The organism is Bradyrhizobium ganzhouense (assembly GCF_049949285.1).
In the GTDB taxonomy this organism is placed as follows: Bacteria; Pseudomonadota; Alphaproteobacteria; order Rhizobiales; family Xanthobacteraceae; genus Bradyrhizobium; species Bradyrhizobium ganzhouense.
The window spans coordinates 3,893,939-3,913,616 of record NZ_CP181318.1; the positions used below are offsets into that span (position 1 = coordinate 3,893,939).

16 protein-coding genes and 1 pseudogene are annotated in these 19,678 nt (G+C 62.5%); 16 read left to right on the plus strand and 1 reads right to left on the minus strand.

Features of this window, described 5'->3' with window-relative positions; genetic code table 11:
* The first annotated feature begins 14 nt into the window (after window positions 1–14).
* The 4 genes from ACLFLU_RS17570 (at window position 15) to ACLFLU_RS17585 (ending at window position 3,861) form a co-directional block, all read left to right on the plus strand.
* Window positions 15–968 carry a LysR substrate-binding domain-containing protein gene (locus ACLFLU_RS17570; RefSeq protein WP_426413416.1) on the plus strand — a complete coding sequence of 318 codons (954 nt, stop codon included), beginning with the start codon at window positions 15–17 and terminating at the stop codon, window positions 966–968.
* Between the two features lie 291 nt (window positions 969–1,259).
* Window positions 1,260–2,618: an NAD(P)H-dependent oxidoreductase gene (locus ACLFLU_RS17575; RefSeq protein WP_426413417.1), complete on the plus strand. Its 1,359-nt coding sequence runs from the start codon at window positions 1,260–1,262 to the stop codon at window positions 2,616–2,618.
* Between the two features lie 35 nt (window positions 2,619–2,653).
* Window positions 2,654–2,959 carry a putative quinol monooxygenase gene (locus tag ACLFLU_RS17580; RefSeq protein ID WP_426413418.1) on the plus strand — a complete coding sequence of 102 codons (306 nt, stop codon included), beginning with the start codon at window positions 2,654–2,656 and terminating at the stop codon, window positions 2,957–2,959.
* A gap of 20 nt (window positions 2,960–2,979) precedes the next feature.
* Window positions 2,980–3,861 carry an NAD(P)-dependent oxidoreductase gene (locus tag ACLFLU_RS17585; RefSeq protein WP_426413419.1) on the plus strand — a complete coding sequence of 294 codons (882 nt, stop codon included), beginning with the start codon at window positions 2,980–2,982 and terminating at the stop codon, window positions 3,859–3,861.
* An 84-nt stretch (window positions 3,862–3,945) separates the two neighbouring features.
* Here the strand turns inward: ACLFLU_RS17585 and ACLFLU_RS17590 are convergent, their stop codons facing one another.
* Window positions 3,946–4,824 (minus strand): LysR substrate-binding domain-containing protein, encoded by an 879-nt coding sequence (locus ACLFLU_RS17590; protein WP_426414015.1) that lies wholly within the window; start codon window positions 4,822–4,824, stop codon window positions 3,946–3,948.
* Window positions 4,825–4,932: 108 nt separating this feature from the next.
* On the opposite strand from ACLFLU_RS17590, the gene ACLFLU_RS17595 reads away from it, so the two are divergent.
* From ACLFLU_RS17595 to ACLFLU_RS17650, 12 genes and pseudogenes are all read left to right on the plus strand, one after another.
* Window positions 4,933–5,682: an SDR family NAD(P)-dependent oxidoreductase gene (locus ACLFLU_RS17595; RefSeq protein ID WP_426413420.1), complete on the plus strand. Its 750-nt coding sequence runs from the start codon at window positions 4,933–4,935 to the stop codon at window positions 5,680–5,682.
* A 15-nt stretch (window positions 5,683–5,697) separates the two neighbouring features.
* Window positions 5,698–6,546: a transketolase gene (locus tag ACLFLU_RS17600; protein ID WP_426413421.1), complete on the plus strand. Its 849-nt coding sequence runs from the start codon at window positions 5,698–5,700 to the stop codon at window positions 6,544–6,546.
* Window positions 6,543–7,559 carry a transketolase family protein gene (locus ACLFLU_RS17605; RefSeq protein ID WP_426413422.1) on the plus strand — a complete coding sequence of 339 codons (1,017 nt, stop codon included), beginning with the start codon at window positions 6,543–6,545 and terminating at the stop codon, window positions 7,557–7,559. Before ACLFLU_RS17600 ends, ACLFLU_RS17605 begins: the two co-directional genes overlap by 4 nt.
* 50 nt (window positions 7,560–7,609) lie before the next feature.
* Entirely contained in the window at window positions 7,610–8,635 is a 1,026-nt protein-coding gene (locus ACLFLU_RS17610; protein WP_426413423.1) for a TRAP transporter substrate-binding protein, read from the plus strand.
* Window positions 8,632–10,496 (plus strand): annotated as a pseudogene (locus ACLFLU_RS17615) (TRAP transporter large permease subunit). Before ACLFLU_RS17610 ends, ACLFLU_RS17615 begins: the two are co-directional and overlap by 4 nt.
* A 71-nt stretch (window positions 10,497–10,567) precedes the next feature.
* Window positions 10,568–12,583, plus strand: a complete 2,016-nt coding sequence (gene tkt / locus ACLFLU_RS17620) for a transketolase (RefSeq protein WP_426413424.1) — start codon at window positions 10,568–10,570, stop codon at window positions 12,581–12,583.
* A gap of 40 nt (window positions 12,584–12,623) precedes the next feature.
* Window positions 12,624–13,604, plus strand: coding sequence for a D-2-hydroxyacid dehydrogenase (locus ACLFLU_RS17625; RefSeq protein WP_426414016.1), 981 nt, complete (start codon window positions 12,624–12,626; stop codon window positions 13,602–13,604).
* A gap of 502 nt (window positions 13,605–14,106) precedes the next feature.
* Window positions 14,107–14,838, plus strand: coding sequence for an autoinducer binding domain-containing protein (locus ACLFLU_RS17630; RefSeq protein ID WP_426413425.1), 732 nt, complete (start codon window positions 14,107–14,109; stop codon window positions 14,836–14,838).
* Between the two features lie 194 nt (window positions 14,839–15,032).
* Complete coding sequence (locus ACLFLU_RS17635; protein ID WP_426413426.1) at window positions 15,033–15,671, plus strand: acyl-homoserine-lactone synthase; 639 nt, start codon at window positions 15,033–15,035, stop codon at window positions 15,669–15,671.
* A gap of 36 nt (window positions 15,672–15,707) precedes the next feature.
* The gene (locus ACLFLU_RS17640) at window positions 15,708–16,244 is read left to right on the plus strand and encodes a hypothetical protein (RefSeq protein WP_426413427.1); all 537 of its coding nucleotides are present in this window, start codon (window positions 15,708–15,710) and stop codon (window positions 16,242–16,244) included.
* Between the two features lie 464 nt (window positions 16,245–16,708).
* The gene (locus ACLFLU_RS17645) at window positions 16,709–17,677 is read left to right on the plus strand and encodes an ArdC family protein (protein WP_426414017.1); all 969 of its coding nucleotides are present in this window, start codon (window positions 16,709–16,711) and stop codon (window positions 17,675–17,677) included.
* A 217-nt stretch (window positions 17,678–17,894) separates the two neighbouring features.
* A complete protein-coding gene (locus ACLFLU_RS17650) occupies window positions 17,895–19,625 on the plus strand; it encodes a ParB/RepB/Spo0J family partition protein (protein ID WP_426413428.1) in 1,731 nt (576 codons plus the stop codon).
* The last annotated feature ends 53 nt before the right edge of the window (window positions 19,626–19,678 follow it).

Genomic DNA, 19,678 nt, shown 5'->3' on the forward strand with positions numbered 1-19,678 from the left:
TAAAAGGTTCAATCATGCATCTTCCCATGCGGGCAATCAGTGTTTTCCACGCAGCGGCCCGCGTGGGCAGCATTTCGCGCGCGGCGGAGGAACTGAGCGTCACCCCGTCTGCCGTCAGCCAGCAGATCCAGCTTCTCGAAGTTCATCTCGGCACTTCGCTGATGACCAAGGTCGGCCGGCGGGTCGTGCTTACCGAAGCGGGCGAACGCTATTTTTCCATGATCAGCGACGAGGTCGAGCGCATTCGTGAGGCGACAGAGAGCATTCGCGGCTTCCGGTCGGTGACGAGGCTGGTGGTGCGTGCAACGCCCAGCCTGTCCAGCAAGTGGCTTCTTCCGCGTCTTGGCGGCTTCCTCGACGCCCATCCGGATCTTGAGATTCGCGTCGACGGCACCAACGAGCCGACAGACTTCTCCCGCGAGGGAGTGGACGTGGAGATCCGGCATGGCGACGGGCGGTGGCCGGGCCTGTTCGTGGAGGGATTCGCGGAAGAAGGGTTCCTGCCGGTCTGCGCGCCATCGTATCGCGCGCCGTCGAGCCTCGAGGCCGCCGACTTGACCGATCACCGCTTGATCCATTCCGTGAAGTCGCAGATGCAGTGGACCAACTGGTTCGCAAGCGCCGGCGTCACGCCTGCCGGGCGGTGGCGTCGTGTGCTGTTCGACCGCACCCACATGGCGATCGATGCGGCCGCCAGCGGGATGGGAATCGCGCTTGAATCGACCCTGATGATGTGGCGCGAGCTGGAAGCCGGCATGCTCACTTGTCCGGTGCGCCATCCACCGGCAATCACGCTCACCACGCAATGGATCGTATGTCCGCGCGACCATCTGCGTCAGCGAAAGGTGCGCCTTTTCCTCGACTGGTTGAGAGCGGAGCGCGATGCGTGGAGCGCGACAGCAGACCGCGCCCTGCGCAGATCTTTTAGCAGAACTAACAAATCGGCTCGGAAATCTCGATTGTCCTAAGCTGACGCCGTTCCTAGTCTCCACCGCGTCATGGAGTTCCGGGGTCATCCCCGGTCCTCCAGCAAAATGCGGCGGTCGACCAGCGGCTCGCCACGGAGGAAGCGGCAGCCGGCGGCGCTAACTGCCCGGCGAGATCTGGCCATGTTCGGGTTGCCCTCATGCCTTGGGCGGGGGTCCGGTTGGCTGCGCGGATCGGCAGCTTTCTCTTTCGGCCGCTCCGGTCTTCCGCGAACGGGCTTGCCAACTTCCTGGTTGGCTCTGCCTTGGCGATCGACAACGGAAGGACAGCAAATGAATCTCTCGACCCTGCTCGCGGCGCGCGTTGCCGCCGGCCGCCCGGTACGCGTTGGCCTGATCGGTGCCGGCAAATTCGGCTCCATGGTGCTCGCCCAGGCCCAGCGCGTTGCCGGCCTTCACGTCGTGGGTGTCGCCGACCTCGACGTCGGCAAGGCCCGTGCGTCGCTTGCGCGGGTCGGATGGCCCACCGAGCGATTTGGCGCGGCGAGCCTTGGTGAGGCCGTCAAGGCCGGCACCACCTGCGTCACCGACGATGCCGGAGCGCTCGCGCAGTGTCCCGAGATCGAATGCATCATCGAGGCGACAGGCCATCCGATCGCTGGCATCCGCCACGCGCTCGCGGCCATCGAGGGAGGCAAGCACGTCGTGATGGTCAATGTGGAAGCCGACGTCCTGTGCGGTCCGCTGCTGGCGGAGCGCGCGTCGCGCAAGGGGCTCGTCTATTCCATGGCCTATGGCGATCAGCCGGCGATCATCTGTGAGCTCGTCGACTGGGTGCGCTCGTGCGGGTTCGAATTGACCTCGGCCGGCAAAGGCATGAACTTCGAACCGCGCTATCGCTATTCGACCCCCGACACGGTCTGGGGCTTCTTCGGCTGGACCGAGGAAGAGGTGGCAAAGGGCGACTTCAATCCGAAGATGTACAATTCGTTCACTGATGGCACCAAGGCCGCCATCGAGATGGCGGCGGTGGCGAATGGGACGGGTCTCGACTGTCCCGATGACGGCTTGGCCTTTCCGCCGACCGGGCTGCACGACCTTGCGCGTGTGTTCCGCCCGGTAGCGGACGGGGGGCGGCTTGCCCGCAGCGGTCTGGTGGACATTGCCGCGAGCCAGGAGCTGGACGGGCGCGAGGTCTTCAACAATATCCGTTACGGCGTGTTCGTCACCTTCAAGGCCAACAACGAATATACCCGAGCCTGTTTCAAGCAGTACGGACTGCTGACCGATCCCTCCGGCTGGTATGGCTCGATGTGGCGCCCGTTCCACATGATCGGTCTTGAGACCAGCGTTAGCGTGCTCTCGGCGGTGTTGCGCGGCGAGGCCACCGGTTCTTCGAAGGAGTTCCGTGGCGATGCAGTTGCTACCGCCAAGCGCGACCTTAAGCCAGGCGAGATGTTGGACGGAGAGGGCGGTTTCACCGTATGGGCGAACGCCATACCGGCGTCGAAGAGCCTCGCGCATGGCGGCCTCCCCATCGGCCTTGCGCACAATGTGCGCCTGAAGCGTCCGGTGGCGCGCGATGCCATGCTGACGTTTGATGACGTCGAAATCGAACGCGACCTTGATGTCGTGGCGCTTCGGCGAGAGATGGAGGCTGCGACACGTCGGGCCACGGCAAAGGCGGCGTGAGTGGGCCTGTCCCAACGGCGCGGGGGAGGCGGCCCGTGAAGGCGGATGCGTTTGTGGTGATCGCCGAATTCGAGGTCAAGCCTGACAAGCTCGACGCTTTCCTGGCGCTTGCACAGGACGATGCACATCATTCCCTCACCGATGAGCCAGGGTGCCGCCAGTTCGATGTGGTGGTGCCGGAAGGAGACGCCGTGACCGTTCTGTTCTACGAGGTCTACGAAGATCAGGCGGCGTTCGACGTCCATCTTCGGACGCCGCACCTGGCTCAGTTTCGGGCAGGATTCCCGGCGTTGATCGTGGCCGAGCGCGAGGTCCGCTTCGCGCGCCGGCATCATCCCTGATCCGGCGGATAAGGCGTATCATGGCGGGGTTGACGATCGGCTTTCTCGGTACCGGCATTATGGGGGCACCGATGGCAGGCCATCTTGCAATGGCCGGGCATCGCGTTCTCGCCTGGAATCGCACGCCGCAAAAGGTGGAGGCTCTCCCCGGCGTCGAGCGGGTTGAGGCGCCCGCGGCGGCGGCGCAGGGCGCGGACGCCGTGGTAGTGATGCTCTCCAGCGGACCGGTCTGCGACGAGATTTTGCTCGGTCCGGAAGGCGCGCTTGCGAGCATGGCAGCGGGGGCGGCCCTTGTCGTCATGAGCTCTATCCCGGTGGAAACGGCACGTTCCCAAGCCGAGGCGGCCGCCGCACAGAGCGTGCTCTATCTCGATGCGCCCGTCTCCGGCGGCGAAAAGGGCGCACGGGACGCCACCCTTTCCATCATGGCAGGCGGCAGCGCTCATGCCTTTAAGCGCGTGCTCCCGCTTCTGGAGGTCATGGGCCGGCCGACCCATGTGGGTCCGGTTGGCACCGGCCAACTCGCCAAGCTCGTCAATCAGATGATTGTGGCGAGCACCATTGCCACCGTTGCGGAGGCGATGCTGTTCGCCGAACGCGGTGGCGCGGACTCTGCCAAGGTACGCGAGGCCTTGCTCGGAGGCTTTGCGGATTCGACCATCCTTCGCCAACACGCGCTGCGCATGATCAACTGCAGTTTTGCTCCTGGAGGGCCGGCGAAGTATCAGGTGAAGGACACGGGCACGGCGCTTTCCTACGCGCGCAGGCTTGGCCTCGAGCTGCCTGTGCTTCGCCTCGTTGACGCATTGTTTTCGGACATGGTCGCGAATGGCGATGGCGACCTCGACCATAGCGCGATCATCCGAGAGATCGGCCGCCGAAACGGCATCAAACGGGGATGAGCCGACCGATCTCGGATACCTCGGCGTCTTCGCGACAACGTTTCGGGCATCGCGGGGCGATCCGAGCTGTTGCGGCTCGACAGCCTATGTAGCCAGCTTCAGTTCAGCTGCGATCCAGTCGGTAAAGATGCGGACCGACCGGCGGTGCTTGGCCTGCGGGGGACACACGAGGTAGTGGCCGACATACGTCACGTCCCGAGCGTGCCCGGCGAGTGGCGCGACCAGTTGGCCGCTCGCGAGTTCGCTTTCGGCGAGCCGGGTCGATTCCAGGGTCACGCCAAGACCGTCGGTCGCCGCGGCGATCGCCATGAAGCTCCGGTCAAACCGAAATCCGCCGGGACTCGGCGCTGAAAGGCCGTTGGCGGCGAACCAGGCGTTCCAGCGAACGCGTTTCTGCTCGCTTTCGATGAGCGTCAGTTGCAGCAGGTCGGCCGGTTCACGGATATTGCCCGCGAGAGAAGGTGCGCACATCGGGCGTATGGTTTCCTCGCCGAGCGGTAGCACGGACAATCCCTCCTGCCGCGGCGGTCCGTAACAAATGTCGACATCGAACTCGTCGTTGCGAAAATGCGGATAGTCGACGCCGGCCGCCAGTCGCACCTCGAGTTCGGGATGAGCCCTAATCAATCTTCGCAGGCGCGGCATCAGCCATTGCGCCGCCATGCTCGGCGCGCAGTGGATCCGCAACAGATTGGACGAGCGCGCGCTTGCGACCTCGACGCCGTGTCGCAGTTCGTCGAATCCGCTCGAGACGCGGCGCAAAAGCTCATCGCCCGTCGGACTTAGCCGGACATTGCGTCCTTCACGGTCAAAAAGCGTCGTTCCGATCTGGTCTTCGAAGGCCCGGATGGCGTGGCTGACCGCACTCGGCGTCAGTCCCAATTCGCTCGCGGCCGCGCGGAACGATCCCGTGCGCGCAGCCGCCTCGAACACTCGCAACGCGCGGAGGGGGAGCATAGCCATGTTATAGATGAACACAGTTCACCTATTAGTGCAAATTTCATGTATTTTCGTAACCTGTCGCCCGAACCATATTCCGCGCCAATCGAAACAAGATTTCTCGGAGGGAATATGCTTTTGGCGGGCAAGACTGCGATCATTTCTGGCGCCGCGGGCCTGCGTGGCATCGGCTTTGCCACCGCACAGACATTCGCAAAGAACGGTGCGCGCGTCGCGATCCTTGATATCGACGCCGCGAGCGCGGCGAACGCCGCAGCCGAGCTCGGCAAGGATCACGTGGGAATTGCCTGCGACGTCGCCAAGAAGGCCGACTGCGAGCGCGCTGTCTCCGACGTACTCAAGGCCTTCGGCCAGATCGACATCCTGATCAATAACGCCGGCATCACCCAGCCGATCAAGGTCTGGGACATTTCGCTCGAGGATTGGGAGCGCATCCAGGACGTCAACCTGCGTGGCGTGCTCTTCCTGTCGCAGGCCGTGATGCCGCACATGCGTGGCCGCAAGTCTGGTGCGATCGCCTGCATGTCGTCCGTTTCGGCCCAGCGCGGCGGCGGCATCCTCGGAGGCGCGCACTATTCGGCCGCCAAGGCCGGTGTGCTTGGCCTCGCCAAGGCGATGGCGCGAGAGCTCGGCCCCGACGGCATTCGCGTCAATTGCGTGACGCCTGGCCTGATCCAGACCGACATCAACGCGGGCAAGATCTCCGACGAAAAGCGCAAGGAGATTCTCGAAGGCATTCCGCTCGGCAGGCTCGGCGTGCCCCAGGATGTCGCCAACATCTATCTCTTCCTGGCTTCGGACCTCTCCGCCTACACGACCGGCGCCGTTATCGACGTCAACGGCGGAATGCTCATCCACTAACAGGGGAGGGAACTCATGAACGATGCCGCGCTGCGCACCAACGAACCCGACCTCGCCGAACGCGCGTACCGTATCCGCCGCAACGCGGTTCGAATGGGCGAGGTACAGGGCCAAGGTTATATCGCGCAGGCCCTCGACATCGCCGACGTGCTGGCCGTCGCCTATTTCCGTGCCATGCGCTGCCGGCCCGAGGATCCGGCTTGGGAGGGGCGCGACCGTTTCCTGCTCTCGAACGGCCACTACGCCATCGCGCTGTATGCTGCACTGATTGAAGCCGGGATCATCCCGGAAGCCGAGCTCGAGACCTACGGCTTCGACGACAGCCGACTGCCGATGTCCGGCATGGCGAGTTACACGCCGGGCATGGAAATGTCGGGCGGCTCGCTCGGTCTCGGCTTGAGCATCGCCGTCGGCATGTGCCTGGGCCTGAAGCGCAAAGGCTCCGACAGCCGCGTCTATACGCTGTTCTCCGATGGGGAACTCGACGAAGGCTCCAAGTGGGAGGCGATGATGTCGGCGGCCCACTACAAGCTCGACAATCTCATCGCCATCGTCGACGTCAACAACCAGCAGGCCGATGGACCCTCCAAACAGATGATGGGATTCGAGCCGCTCGCGGAAAAGATGCGGGCATTCGGTTGGTTCGTACAGCGTATCGACGGCAACGATCTCAACGCGGTGGTAGCCGCCTTCGATGCGGCCATGACCCACGACGGCGCAAGGCCGCGCATGATCATCGCGGATACCCTGATGGGCAAGGGCGTTCCATTTCTCGAGGCGCGTGAGCGCAACCACTTCATGCGCGTGGACGCGCACGAATGGAAGCTGGCGCTGGAAGCCCTGGATGCACGGAGGCGCGCATGAAGCCGGTCATGAACACCACAACGACCGCCGCAGGAAAGCCGCGCCTTACCACGTCGGCGATGATTGCGTCGATTGCCGCCGAAGGGCAACCGACAAAGTCGGCGCCGTTCGGTCATGCGCTCATCGGCGTTGCGCGGCACCGCCCCGACATCGTCGGAATGACCGCCGACCTCGGCAAGTACACCGACCTTCACGTGTTCGCGAAAGAGTTTCCGGACCGCTACTACCAGATGGGCATGGCCGAGCAGCTCTTGTTCGGAGCAGCGTCGGGCCTCGCTGCCGAAGGGTTCACGCCGTTCGTCACGACCTACGCCGTTTTCGCGGCTCGCCGTGCCTATGACTTTATCCACCAGACGATCGCGGAGGAGGATCGCAACGTCAAGATCGCCTGCGCGCTGCCCGGCCTCACGTCCGGCTACGGGCCGAGTCACCAGGCAGCCGAGGATCTCGCGCTATTCCGCGCAATGCCGAACATGACCGTGATCGACCCCTGTGATGCCCTCGAGATCGAACAGGCGGTGCCGGTGATCGCCGCTCACCAAGGTCCGGTCTACATGCGGCTGTTGCGTGGACAGGTGCCGCTGGTTCTCGACGAGTACGGCTACAAGTTCGAACTCGGCAGGGCCACGCTGCTGCGGGACGGCGCGGACGTCCTCTTCATCTCCTCCGGACTGCTGACCATGCGTGCGCTGGAGGCTGCCAAGCAGCTTGAAGCCGACCGCGTCAGTGCGGCCGTGCTGCATGTGCCGACCATCAAGCCGCTCGACACCGAAGCGATCGTTGAAGCCTGCCGCAAGCCGGGTCGACTCGTCGTCGTTGCCGAGAACCACACCGTGATCGGCGGATTGGGTGAGGCGGTGGCGGCGATCCTGATGCGGGCGCGTGTTTATCCCACGTTCCATCAGATCGGACTGCCGGACGAGTTCCTCGCCGCAGGCGCACTGCCGACGCTGCATGGCCGCTATGGCATCTCGACGGAGGCGATATGCGCTGCCGTCAAAAGTTGGCGGTGAAACGGCCGCCGACTAAAAAACGACACCAATAAAAATACAGGGAGAATGAAATGACCAAGCAACCCAAAACGGGCCTGAGCCGACGCGCCGTGCTGGCAACCGGTGCGTCGATCCCGCTCGTATCGATCCTCTCGCGACGCGGTGATGCGGCTGAATTCACCCTCAAATTCGCAACTGGCCAGGACCCGTCGCATCCCGTCAACAAGCGGGCGCGTGAGGCAATCGACCGCATCAAGGAAGCAACCGGCGGGCGTGTCGAGATCAATCTCTTCCCGGCCAACCAGCTCGGCTCCGACACCGATCTGCTGGGTCAGATCCGGAATGGGGCGGTTGACTATCTGAACATCGGCTCTTCGGTTCTAGCAACGCTCGTTCCAAACGTCGGCATCGTGAATACGGGCTTCGCCTTCACGTCCTATGACGAGGTCTGGAAGGCGATGGACGGCGACCTCGGAAAGTTCGTCAAGGCCGAAATCGAGAACGTCGGCGTCCTTCAGATTGGCAAAACCTGGGACAACGGGTTCCGCCAGCTCACGTCGTCCACCCGCGAGATCAAGACGCCGGACGATCTCAAGGGCTTCAAGATGCGCGTCCCGGCGGCACCTATCCTCACCAGCCTGTTCCAGGCCCTTGGTGCCGGCCCGACGCCGATCAACTTCAACGAGGTCTATTCCGCCCTGCAGACCAAGGTCGTCGAAGGGCAGGAGAATCCGCTGGCGATCATTGCGACCGCGAAGCTCTATGAAGTGCAGAAATATTGCAGCCTCACGAGCCACGTCTGGGACGCCTACCTCATCCTCGGCAACCGCCGCTCCTTCCAGCGCCTTCCGGCCGATGCTCAGGAAATCGTCACGCGCGAATTGAACAAGGCGGCGGACGCCGAGCGTGTTGATATTGCAGCACTGTCGAAATCGCTGCGCGACGAACTATCGGGCAAAGGCTTGCAGTTCGTCGAGGTCGACAAGGCCGCCTTCCGGGGGACTCTGGCCAAGACCAGCTTCTACAAGGATTGGCGCCAAAAGTTTGGCGATAAGGGGTGGACCTTGCTCGAACAAGCAGTGGGCAAACTCGGATGAGCGCCGAGACGCTGTCGGGAGAGTCGGCTGCGCCCGTATCGAGCCTGGCCGCACGGTTCGATAGGGCGCTCGCGCTCGCTACCGAGCCGGTGGCGGCCGCTGTGGTCGTGGCCGAAATTCTCGTATTGCTTACCGGAGTCATTGCGCGCTTTGTGTTTAACCATCCCCTGACGTGGTCGGACGAGCTCGCCTCGATCATGTTCCTGTGGCTTGCCATGCTCGGCGCGGCTATCGCGCAGAGGCGCGGCCAGCACATGCGGATGACCGCAGTTGTCGGGATGTTCTCGGGTTGGCTGCGTGGTCTGCTTGAGGCGGCGGGCTCGGCCGCGCCCGCACTATTTCTGCTGCTGATTCTTCATCCGGCATACAATTTCGCAGAGGATCAGACCTTTGTTCATACTCCGGCGCTCGGCCTCAACGACGTTGTTCGTGCAGCTGCGTTGCCTGTGGGCGTCTTGCTCATGCTGGCCGCCAGTTTGCTCCGCTGTGCTGACCGCGGTTGGCGCGACCTCGTGCTTGCCATTGCCGTCATCGCCGCGCTTGCCGGCTTGCTTTATGGGCTTGGCCCGTGGATCAGGCAGATCGGCAACTGGAATCTCGTCATCTTCTTTGCGTTTCTGCTTGGACTCGGCGTGCTTGCCGGCGTTCCGATCGCGTTTTGCTTCGGGTTATCGACAGTCTCGTACCTCGTGTTGACCACGACGACGCCGCTGGAGGTGATCCCCGGGCGTATCGACGAGGGCGTCAGTTCGTTGATCCTGCTGGCCGTGCCTTTGTTCATCCTGCTCGGCTATCTGATTGTCATGACGCGCATGTCGACCGCCATGGTCAACTTTCTTGCGGCGCTGGTTGGACATGTCGAAGGCGGCCTGTCCACGTCCTGCTCGGCGCTATGTTGCTTGTCTCCGGCATTTCCGGCGCCAAGACCGCGGACATGGCGGCAGTTGCTCCGGTGCTCTTTCCGGACATGAAGAAGCGCGGCATTCACGAGGGGGAGCTGGTATCGCTGCTCGCGGCCTCAGGCGCGATGGCAGAAACGATCCCGCCGTCAATCGTACTCATCATCATTGGCTCCGTGACCGGCGTCTCGATCGCGGCGCTGTTCACCGGGGGAATCCTGCCTGGCGTCGTGCTTGCCCTGGCGCTTGCCATCATTGCGCGTCGTCGTATGGCAGAGGGCTCGGGAGCTGAGCGTGGCGTGATCACGATACGCGAAATCGGCCGCACGTTCCTGATCGCCGTGCCGGCCCTGATCCTGCCGATCATCATCCGCGTTGCCGTGATGGAAGGCGTGGCTACCGCGACGGAAGTCGCCACGATCGGCATTGCCTATGCCATCGTCATCGGCATTCTCGTGTATCGCTCGTTCAATTGGCGCGAGCTCTATCCCGCGCTTGTGGGGACAGCGGCCCTTGCAGGGACCATTCTCTTTATCATTGGCGCTGCGACCTGCATGTCCTGGGCTTTGACGCAATCAAACTTCTCGCATGCGCTTGCAGCGGTTCTAGCGCATGCGCCCGGCGGCAAGTATGGCTTCCTGATTGGCTCGATCGTTCTGTTCATCGTACTTGGTAGCGTGCTCGAAGGCATCCCTGCAATGGTACTCTTTGGCCCGTTGCTCTTCCCGGTCGCCAAGCAACTCGGCGTGCATGAGGTGCACTATGCGATGGTCGTCATTCTCGCCATGGGAATCGGCCTTTTCGCGCCACCCTTTGGGCTCGGTTACTATGCAGCATGCTCGATCGGTCGGGTCGATCCGAACGCTGGCCTGAAGAGGATCTGGAGCTATCTCGCTGCCCTGGTTGTCGGGCTGCTCGTAGTCGCCTTCGTTCCCTGGATCTCCACTGGTTTCCTACCGTGATGCGCCGGACGCGCGTCTGACAATCGCGGCCGCGGCAAGGATCCGCGTCGCACGAAGATGGTGCTTTGCATATGTCGGCTGATGCCTCCGTGACCTACGCCTCCGCATGTTCGGCAGGCGAGATGGGTAAACGTCTAGCCCAGGCGATTCGCTTCCTTGCGGTCGATGCGATTCTGAAGGCTGGCGAGGGCCATCAAGGCGTCCCGCTCGGCATGGCTGAGATCGCCACCGCGCTGTTCACGTGCCACCTGAAGTTCAACCCAAAGGACCCGCTCTGGCCCGATCGCGACCGTTTTGTGGTTTCGAACGGCCACGGATCGATGCTTCTCTATGCACTCTTGCACCTGACTGGCTATGAGAGGATCTCTCTTTCGCAAGTGAAGTCCTTCCGCGAGCTCGGTTCACACTGTGCGGGGCACCCCGAATACGATCCTGCCGCGGGCATCGAAACGACAACGGGGCCACTCGGTCAGGGCATCGCCAATGCTCTTGGCATGGCCATTGCTGAGGCGCAGTTGCGGGCACGTTTCGGTGCAGGAATCGTCGACCACATGACATACGCATTTGTCGGCGATGGATGCTTGCAGGAGGGGGTGGGGCAGGAAGTCATTTCGCTTGCCGGCCACCTGCGCCTCGGCCACCTCGTCTTTGTCTGGGACAACAACGACATTACCGACGACGGCGCGACCTCTCTGAGCATCTCCGAGGACGTGGCGGAACGCTTTCGCGTTGCTGGCTGGCATGTCGCCGAGGTGGACGGACACGATATCAAGGCAGTGAGCGATGCGCTCGCTGCTGCGAGAAAGGATGATCGTCCATCGTTGATCGCCTGCCGCACCACGATCGCCAAAGGTATTCGCCGGCTCGAAGGCCAGCGAGGCGGGCATAGCGGAAAATTGTTTGACACTGATCGCTACGAGATGGCGGTTACGCTGGGCTGGCCTGCGACATCCTTCACCATTCCAAATGATGTGGTCGCGGCCTGGCTTGACGCGGGAACGCGCTCCCAAGCCGAATACGACGCTTGGCAGCACCGCCTTGCGGCGCTGGGCGGCGCCGATCGGGCACATTTCGAACGGGCGATCGCAGGACACCTCCCCGAAGGATGGCGCGATGTCACGTCGACCTACAAGGCACGTTCGATCGCTCTGGGCAAGCCGACGCCCTCAATCGAGACATCGGGCGATGTCGCAAGTGCGCTCTACGACGTCATTCCCGATCTCGTGACCTGCTGCGCAGACCTCGAAGCGCCGACCAATCACAAGCGTCAGCTGCAGGCCTTCACGGCGGCCCAAAACCGTGGCCGCTATGTCCACTGCGGTGTGCGTGAACACGCGATGGGTGCCCTCGCCAACGGCATGGCCGCCCATGGTGGCGTCATCCCGCTCGCCGTGACTTACCTTGCGTTTGCCGATTACGAACGTCCAGCGATGCGGATGGCGGCGCTGATGGGGTTGCCGGTCAAATTCATCTTCAGCCACGACTCGATCGGAATCGGCAAGAATGGTCCCACCCATCAGCCGGTCGAGGCTCTGGCTTCGCTGCGGGCAATACCGAACATGCTGGTGCTTCGACCGGCGGATGCCGCCGAGATGGCCGAGTGCTGGGACATCATGCTTGAGCATACCATGGGGCCCGTGTCGCTCGTGTGTGCCCGGCAGATGCTGCGTCAGTTGAGGTCAGATGCAAGCCGCGACAACCGCTCGCGACACGGCGCCTACGTTCTTGCCGAGGCTGAGGGGGCTCGCCGGGTCACGCTGCTCGCCACCGGCTCCGAGGTGGCCGTGGCCATGGACGCGCGCGCGAGCTTGCAGGCGAGAGGCATTCCGACGGCGGTCGTGTCCATGCCGTGCTGGGAACTGTTCGAACGACAGGACGAGGACTATCGCGCCTCTGTCCTGGGGGCTGGCACCGCCCGGGTGGGCGTTGAAGCCGCGGTGAAATTCGGTTGGGAGCGTTGGCTCGGCCATGACGGCGCCTTCGTGGGCATGTCCGGGTTTGGCGCGTCGGGTCCGGCCGACGCGCTTTACAGACATTTCAACATTACAGCCGATGCGATCGTTAAGGCTGCATTGCCACTTCTCTAACTCGACCGCGCCGCCGCGAAGTCCCTTCGGAGACAAAACCATGACGCTCGCCCAGTCTGCACGCATTGTCTTTCTCGACCGCGATACGATGCCGGCCGAAATCCGTCTTCGTTCCTTCGCATTTCCGCACGAATTGCTCGAATTCGGCGCAACGAGATCGGATCAGGTTGCCGAGAGAATTGCGAGCGCGGACGTCGTCATCACGAACAAGGTGCCCATACGGCTCGCCGAACTGGGGGCAGCACCGAAATTGCGATTGATCGCGATTGCGGCGACGGGCTCCGATGTCGTCGATGTCAAGGCTTGTGCAGATCGCGGTATCGCCGTATCCAACATTCGCGGGTACGCAGTCAACACCGTGCCTGAGCACACTTTCGCGCTCATTCTCGCGCTGCGCCGCAGCCTGATCTCCTATCGCGATTCGGTGCGCGCGGGTCGCTGGGCCGAGTCCGGACAGTTCTGCTATTTCGACCATCCCATCAATGATCTCTCGGGCGCCACGCTTGGGATCGTCGGCGATGGTGCGCTCGGCCGCGCGGTGGCCGACATCGGGCGAGCCTTCGGAATGCGTACGCTGTTCTCTTCCTACAAGGGCGTTTCTGGCATGGGTCCTCTATACACTCCGTTCGAGGACGTGTTGCGGCAGAGCGATGTCATCACGCTGCATGCGCCCTTGATGCCGCAGACGCGCAACATGATCGGAGCGGCAGAATTTGCGTTGATGGAGCGCAAGCCCCTTCTGATCAATACGGCACGGGGCGGCCTGGTCGACGAGGTTGCGCTCGGCCAGGTGCTTCGCTCCGGCCAGATTGCCGGTGCAGGCTTCGACGTGGCGGTTGTTGAGCCGCCGTCGGCCGATCATCCGCTCATGCAATTGGTCAATTTACCAAATTTCATTCTGACGCCGCACGTTGCCTGGGCCAGCCGCGAAGCCGTTCAGTCGCTCGCTGATCAACTCGTCGACAATGTCGAAGGGTTCTGGAATGGCACGCCGAAGAACATAGTGGCAGTCGCACCGTGACATCAGGCACATCTTGGCCTTCGCAATGAATATCCTGTCGCGCGAGGGCGGCGCCGAACATGCGCGGCGTTTGGAGCTTGCGCGATTTCGCCCGATAACGGGGCTCGTGCCCTTCAACGTCTATCCTTTTTGAGGTTGGGCGATGAGAGCTCGGCTGGTGTGTTCCCGGTAGGTACCCGCCCGCGTGTCTGCGCGCAAAAAGTCTCCTGTGCGGTGACGGGAGGCGCTCGCACCGCACAGGAGGATAGGGCGAGTCTTGGTTGCGGCATCCCGAATGGGCAACTCGCCTTTGGTCAAGCCCTCAGCTAGGGGACAGCTGAGTTCGGGAGTACCGATCAGCCTATCTTACATCCCCGAATTCCGGAGCGGCATCGTACGGACAGATCGCGCAATTCAAGACAATATGCGCAGAAAAATGCTGTCGATCTGCCGCGCAAGTTCGACTTTTCGATCGTCTTAGGGCGTCCACGATCTCGTAGAGGTTTGCAAAGCGCTGAACAGAATGAATCCGCTTGAAAACATATTCCAGGAATTCATTGATGCCATTCAGACCGCCGGCGACGCGGAAGCGTTCGAACGGGTTGCCGTACGATTGGCGCAACGGTTGGGGTTCCAGCGATTTGCCTATTTGAGCCTAACGGGCGACACCCCCATGCTGATCTCGTCCTACCCGAAATCCTGGACCAACCGTTATTTTCATCTTGGATATCAGCAGATTGATCCCGTGGTCCTTCGGGCCAGGGTCGAACGAGACCTCTTCGGCTGGGGAGGAACGGCGCGCGCGCCGATCGGAAATCGAGCGCAGCGTCAGTTCTTCGATGAGGCGACGACATTCGGCATTCGATCGGGGATCACGGTGCCGATCAGAGGCGGCTTTGGGCGGGTGGCCGCCTTTACGCTGGCGACCAACGATCGCGAGGTCGAAACAGATCGCCTCGCTGGCGAATGGAGGGATGTCGTCCAACAAGCGGGTTTATATTTCCATGTCCATGTCGCCGCCAGGCTTGATGCGGCTGTCGCCACGCAGCACGACACCGGAAGTGAACTGACCCAGCGCCAGCGTCAGTGCCTTGCGTGGACGGCGCGAGGAAAGACGGTCGCCGACATCGCAGTTCTTGTCGGGATAGCACCGCGTACTGTTGTGTTTCATCTCGAGAACGCGCGACGGAAACTCGGGGCGGTGTCGATTGCCCAATGTGTTGCAATCGCCTTGCGCCGCGGCCTTTTGGCCTGATCGATTTCGGTCACCTCGGCTCCCGAAACAGAGGAAAATGCGTTGCGTTGGCATGGCGAGAGAATGGCGCTTACTGCTCCAGCCAAGGTAGTCTAGCGTGATCCTGCGGAGTTGGTGGTCCCTGCAAAATCTGACAGGCGATCAGAGGATCGTTTTCTGATCTCAAGGCTTCCCGGTAACCCGAGGAGGTCAGCATGCACGCCATCGCGCTTCACACGTCTCAATTTGGTCTCCATCTTGACTTTCTGACATCGATGTATCGCCTCCGTCGGCGTGTCTTCAAGGACCGGCTTGACTGGAGCGTGTCGGTCTCGGGAGACCTGGAAATCGATATCTACGATGCCTTAAGCCCGACCTATCTTCTGGCGCTCTCAGAACAGAGGGAGGTTCTGGGTTGTGTGAGGCTTCTGCCAACCACCGGCCCGACAATGCTCACTGATACCTTTCCAAATCTGCTGGGCAACAGAGCCGCGCCCAGAGACGAGCGCATCCTGGAAAGTTCTCGATTTTGCGTCGACACCGAACGCACCGTCGAACCCGGCCGGAATGGACTCAATCGCGCAACCTTCGTGCTGTTTGCCGCGATGATTGAGGCGATGCGGGCGAGGGGAGCGCAATCCATCGTGACCGTCACCGATGCCCGCATGGAGCGCATTCTGAGGCGGGCCGGTTGGCCCTTGGAGCGGTTGTCTGAGCCGCAGCCGCTTGGGCAAACCATCGCGCTTGCGGGATTTCTTCACGATTCAGATCAGGCGCTTGAGACCATGTACCGGCAAGCGGGCGTCGATGGACCGGTCCTGGTCGCAACCGACTTGGAACGCCAGGCCGCCTGATCTCTCCTCACGTCCTTCGGCGCAGAGTCTTGTACCATGCTGGCCGATCCGCGTCACAGCTTCGTCGTTCTCGTGAACATGACGCGTGGCGGCGGGGTGGGCGCTCAGGCGCCCATCCTCCGCCACGGCCGAAGTCTGGCGTTGCTACCCGCTTGTCAGGAAATCTTCGGCATTCGCCAAATCGCGGTTGGCGAGTATCAGCGGCGCCGTCTTCCCGACCAGATTGCCGCTTCGATCGAACATCTCGATATCGATGGCTTGTCCTTGTGGCGAGATCCGGGCCTCGCGGCACGCCTCACAGAAGCCGAAGCTGGTGTCATCTTTCTGGGCGGAGCTTTCCTTGAGGAAGAGGTCATGATCGCTGCATTGGAAGGTGCAAGGCACGGCTATGACATCCGGCTGCTCGCGGATTTGTCGGTGGCACGGCATGAAGCCGATGGTCCCATCGTTCTCACTCGGCTCGCTCACTACGGGATCCTCGCGACCACAATCCGGCAAGCCCTCCTCGAATGGGCTGTTTCTCTGGGTGATCAATCCGTCGGCCGTAGGGTCCAAGAACTTCTTTCGTCATGAAGCGCCTCCCGCAAGCGGCCCCGCTTGCGGGCCGGGCTCTCGTGAAACGAGCCCGCCTTCGCGGTCTCGGCCTTTGGCTTCGATCCCTGGCGCAAACAGATCCTCTCAGGATCATTGCGATATCCACGCTTCATCATCGATGATTGAGTTCGACGCTTTCGAGAATCTGCAGACGAGGCCGCTGAAGGCGATGCTTTAGGAAGCCGGCCGCGGGCGGCCGGCGCATTTGATGAGCCCCCGGACGGCGGGGTGGGCGGCGCTCCCGCATAGCCCCGAACCGGCGGTCCGCAACCGCGCCTCTTCAACTTTCTCTGTGTCGATTGTGTGCGTGGCGCGGTCCTTCGCTGTCGCTCCGGCCGTTCCGGTGCGGTCCGCCTCTCACGTTCGGGGCTTTCCGGTCGCTCTTCGCCGCCCACCCCGCCTTTCCGGGGGCAGGCGCGGAAGAGGAGCGAGCGGAGATCGTCATGTCCAAGCGTTCAACCCACCAAAACGCGACCAAACCGAAACCAAGTCTCTACGAAGAAATTACGGCCCACATCGTTGCCGATCTGGAGGTTGGCATCTTCCCCTGGGCCCGGCCTTGGGGAACAGGTGGCGGCAATCAGGCCTTCGCACTGCCCAGGAATGCGGCCACAAGCAAGGCCTATTCAGGGATCAACGTACTGATCCTGTGGGGACGGCTGTTCGAGTGCAGCTTTACTTCGGGGCGGTGGCTCACCTTTCGTCAAGCCTCGAGTCTCGGCGGAACGGTTCGCAAGGGCGAACACGGCATTACCGTCTGCTACGCCGACCGCTTCATTCCCAGGCGCGGGCAGGGCGAGGCAAGTCGCACCGATCAAGACCAGTCGGATTCCGATGGGGCGGCCATTCCTTTCCTGCGGCGCTATACCGTCTTCAACGTCGACCAATGCGACGGTCTGCCTGACCATTGCCTCGCTCCGGCGCCGGCCTTGCCCGAGCGCGAGATCGTGCCGCAGGCGGAAGCGCTTGCTGCCGCAACACGTGCCGATATCCGCATCGGTGGCGCAAAGGCCTTCTACTCGCCATCAGACGATACCGTCCATATCCCGCCGCAGCCGGCCTTTTTCGAGCAGATCAACTATTACCGAACGCTGTTTCACGAGCTTGGGCACTGGACCGGCCATTCGTCCCGCCTGAACCGAGAGCTATCAGGCGCATTTGGCTCAAAGCTCTACGCCAATGAAGAGCTGGTCGCGGAATTGACGGCGGCCTTTGTCTGCGCCGCGCTGTCGATAAAGCCCACCGTCCGCCATGCCGACTATCTAGGCTCATGGCTGAACGTGCTGCGGGAAGATAGCCGCGCCATCTTCCGCGCCGCCAGCAAAGCCTCGAAAGCCGCCGACTTTCTGCTTGCGTTCGCAGATGGCGGCGGGACCACCGACGCCATGACAGAAGCCGAGGTCGCCCCGTGACGGAGCTGACCGAGCCAACCACGCCGCGGGCCTTCGAGGTCACGACAGCCGGCAGGCGATCGTTGATGCCGGGCACTCCCGCGGTGCCGCGTCGGAGCCGGCTCATGGCGCAGCCCTCAACTTCACCCAATCCGAACACGCCCTCTCGACATCGGGCTCATCGACGAGGTCGTCCGCAACCAAATGAGCCTCTCCTCAAGGATTAAGGAAAACAGATATGGAACTGCGCAACATCGCTTTGAGCGACCTCAGGGTCGCAAACGTCAACGTGCGGCATAGCCGCAAGGCCCCCGACATTTCCGATATTCTGCCGTCGGTTCGGGCGCGTGGCGTGCTCCAGCCCTTGCTGGTCCGGCCTCGCGGCAATGCCTTCGAGATCGTTGCCGGACGGCGCCGCTTCTTTGCGGCAAGCAAGGTCGCTGAAGAGCAGGGCGTGCCAACTGATGAAGTCATGCTGCCTTGCGCGATTGCGGCAGAAGGCGGCGATGCCGACGCCGTGGAAGCCTCCCTGATCGAGAACGTGGCCCGCGCTCCCATGGACGAACTGCAGGAATATGAGGCATTCTCCAAGCTTCTGAAGCAGGGGCGGAGTGTCCCTGATATCGCCAGAACGTTCGGGCAGACCGAGCGCTACATCAAACAGCGGCTCGCGCTCGCAAGCCTGCACAGCGCCATCAAGGACGCCTACCGGAACGGCGATATCGAATCAGAAGAGCTGCAATTGCTCGCCACCGCCACGCGCAGCCAGCAAAAGGACTGGGTTGCTGCGTTGCAGGCCGAAAGTGAACCGGACAGCGACGCCGACGGCGCGCCAAGGGGACACCACCTAAAGCAATGGTTGTTCGGAGCCGAGCAGATCGCAACAGCCGCCGCGCTGTTTCCAGTCGACGGCTACAAAGGCGCCGTCGTCACCGACCTCTTTGGCGACGTCAGCTACTTCGCCGATGTCGAGGCGTTCTGGGCCTTGCAGAACGCCGCCATTGCAAGCTTGAGGGATGGCCTTGCGGCCAAGAGCTGGAAGGTCACCGTACTCGACAAGGGAGCGCGCTTTCCGTCGTGGCAATATGATGAAGTCCCGTTGGAGGACGGCGGCGAAGCTTTCATCGAGGTCCGCACCAATGGCGAGGTGGAGGCCCACCAAGGCTATCGGGCCTATGGGGAGACGCGCAAGGATGCCAAGGGAGAGGAGCCGGAAGGCGCACCGCCGAGCGCACGATCCGAACTCACCAAGGCCGCCGAAAACTATCTTGCCCTGCACCGGCATGCCATCGTCCGCGCCGAGCTGTTGGCCCGCCCCGCGATCGCATTGCGCCTTGCGGCGGCCCACATGATCGCGAGTTCGCCGCTCTGGAGCGTCAAGCCTGACCCACAGCGCGCTGAGAAGGAAGCGACCAGCAACAGCGTTGCGGCAAGCCCGGCGCAGGCTGCTCTTGATGCCGAACGGGACGCCGTCCTGGAACTGTTGCGGCTCGAGAAAAGCTACTACGGCACGGTCACGCGCGGCAACGGCGATGCGTTCACGGGGGCGAGCCTGTTTGCCAGGCTGCTGGCGCTGTCCGACGAGGTCGTGCTGCGCATCATCGCCCTTGTGATGGCCGAGACCTTGGCGGCGGGCTCGATCCTGACCGAGGCTGCGGGAATGGCGATCAAGCCGGACGTGGCGCGGTGGTGGAGGCTGGACGACGCCTTCCTCGATGTCCTCAAGGATCGCGTTGCGATCAACACATTGTTGTCCGAGATCGCGGGCAAGGCGGTTGCCGACGCCAATGTGTCGGAGCCGGGCAGGGTGCAGAAGAAGATCATCCATGACTGCCTGAACGGCGATGGCAGAGAGCGCACCGAACGCTTCGTGCCGCGCTACATGACCTTCCCGATCGGTCTCTATGACCCGAACAAGACGCTCGAAATCGCCCGCGCGACAGAGTGCGTTAATGTTTTGTTTACCTGAGCCTAGGCCCGACGATTCGGACGCGGCTAGCCCCGCCGCGCCCGGATTGCGCA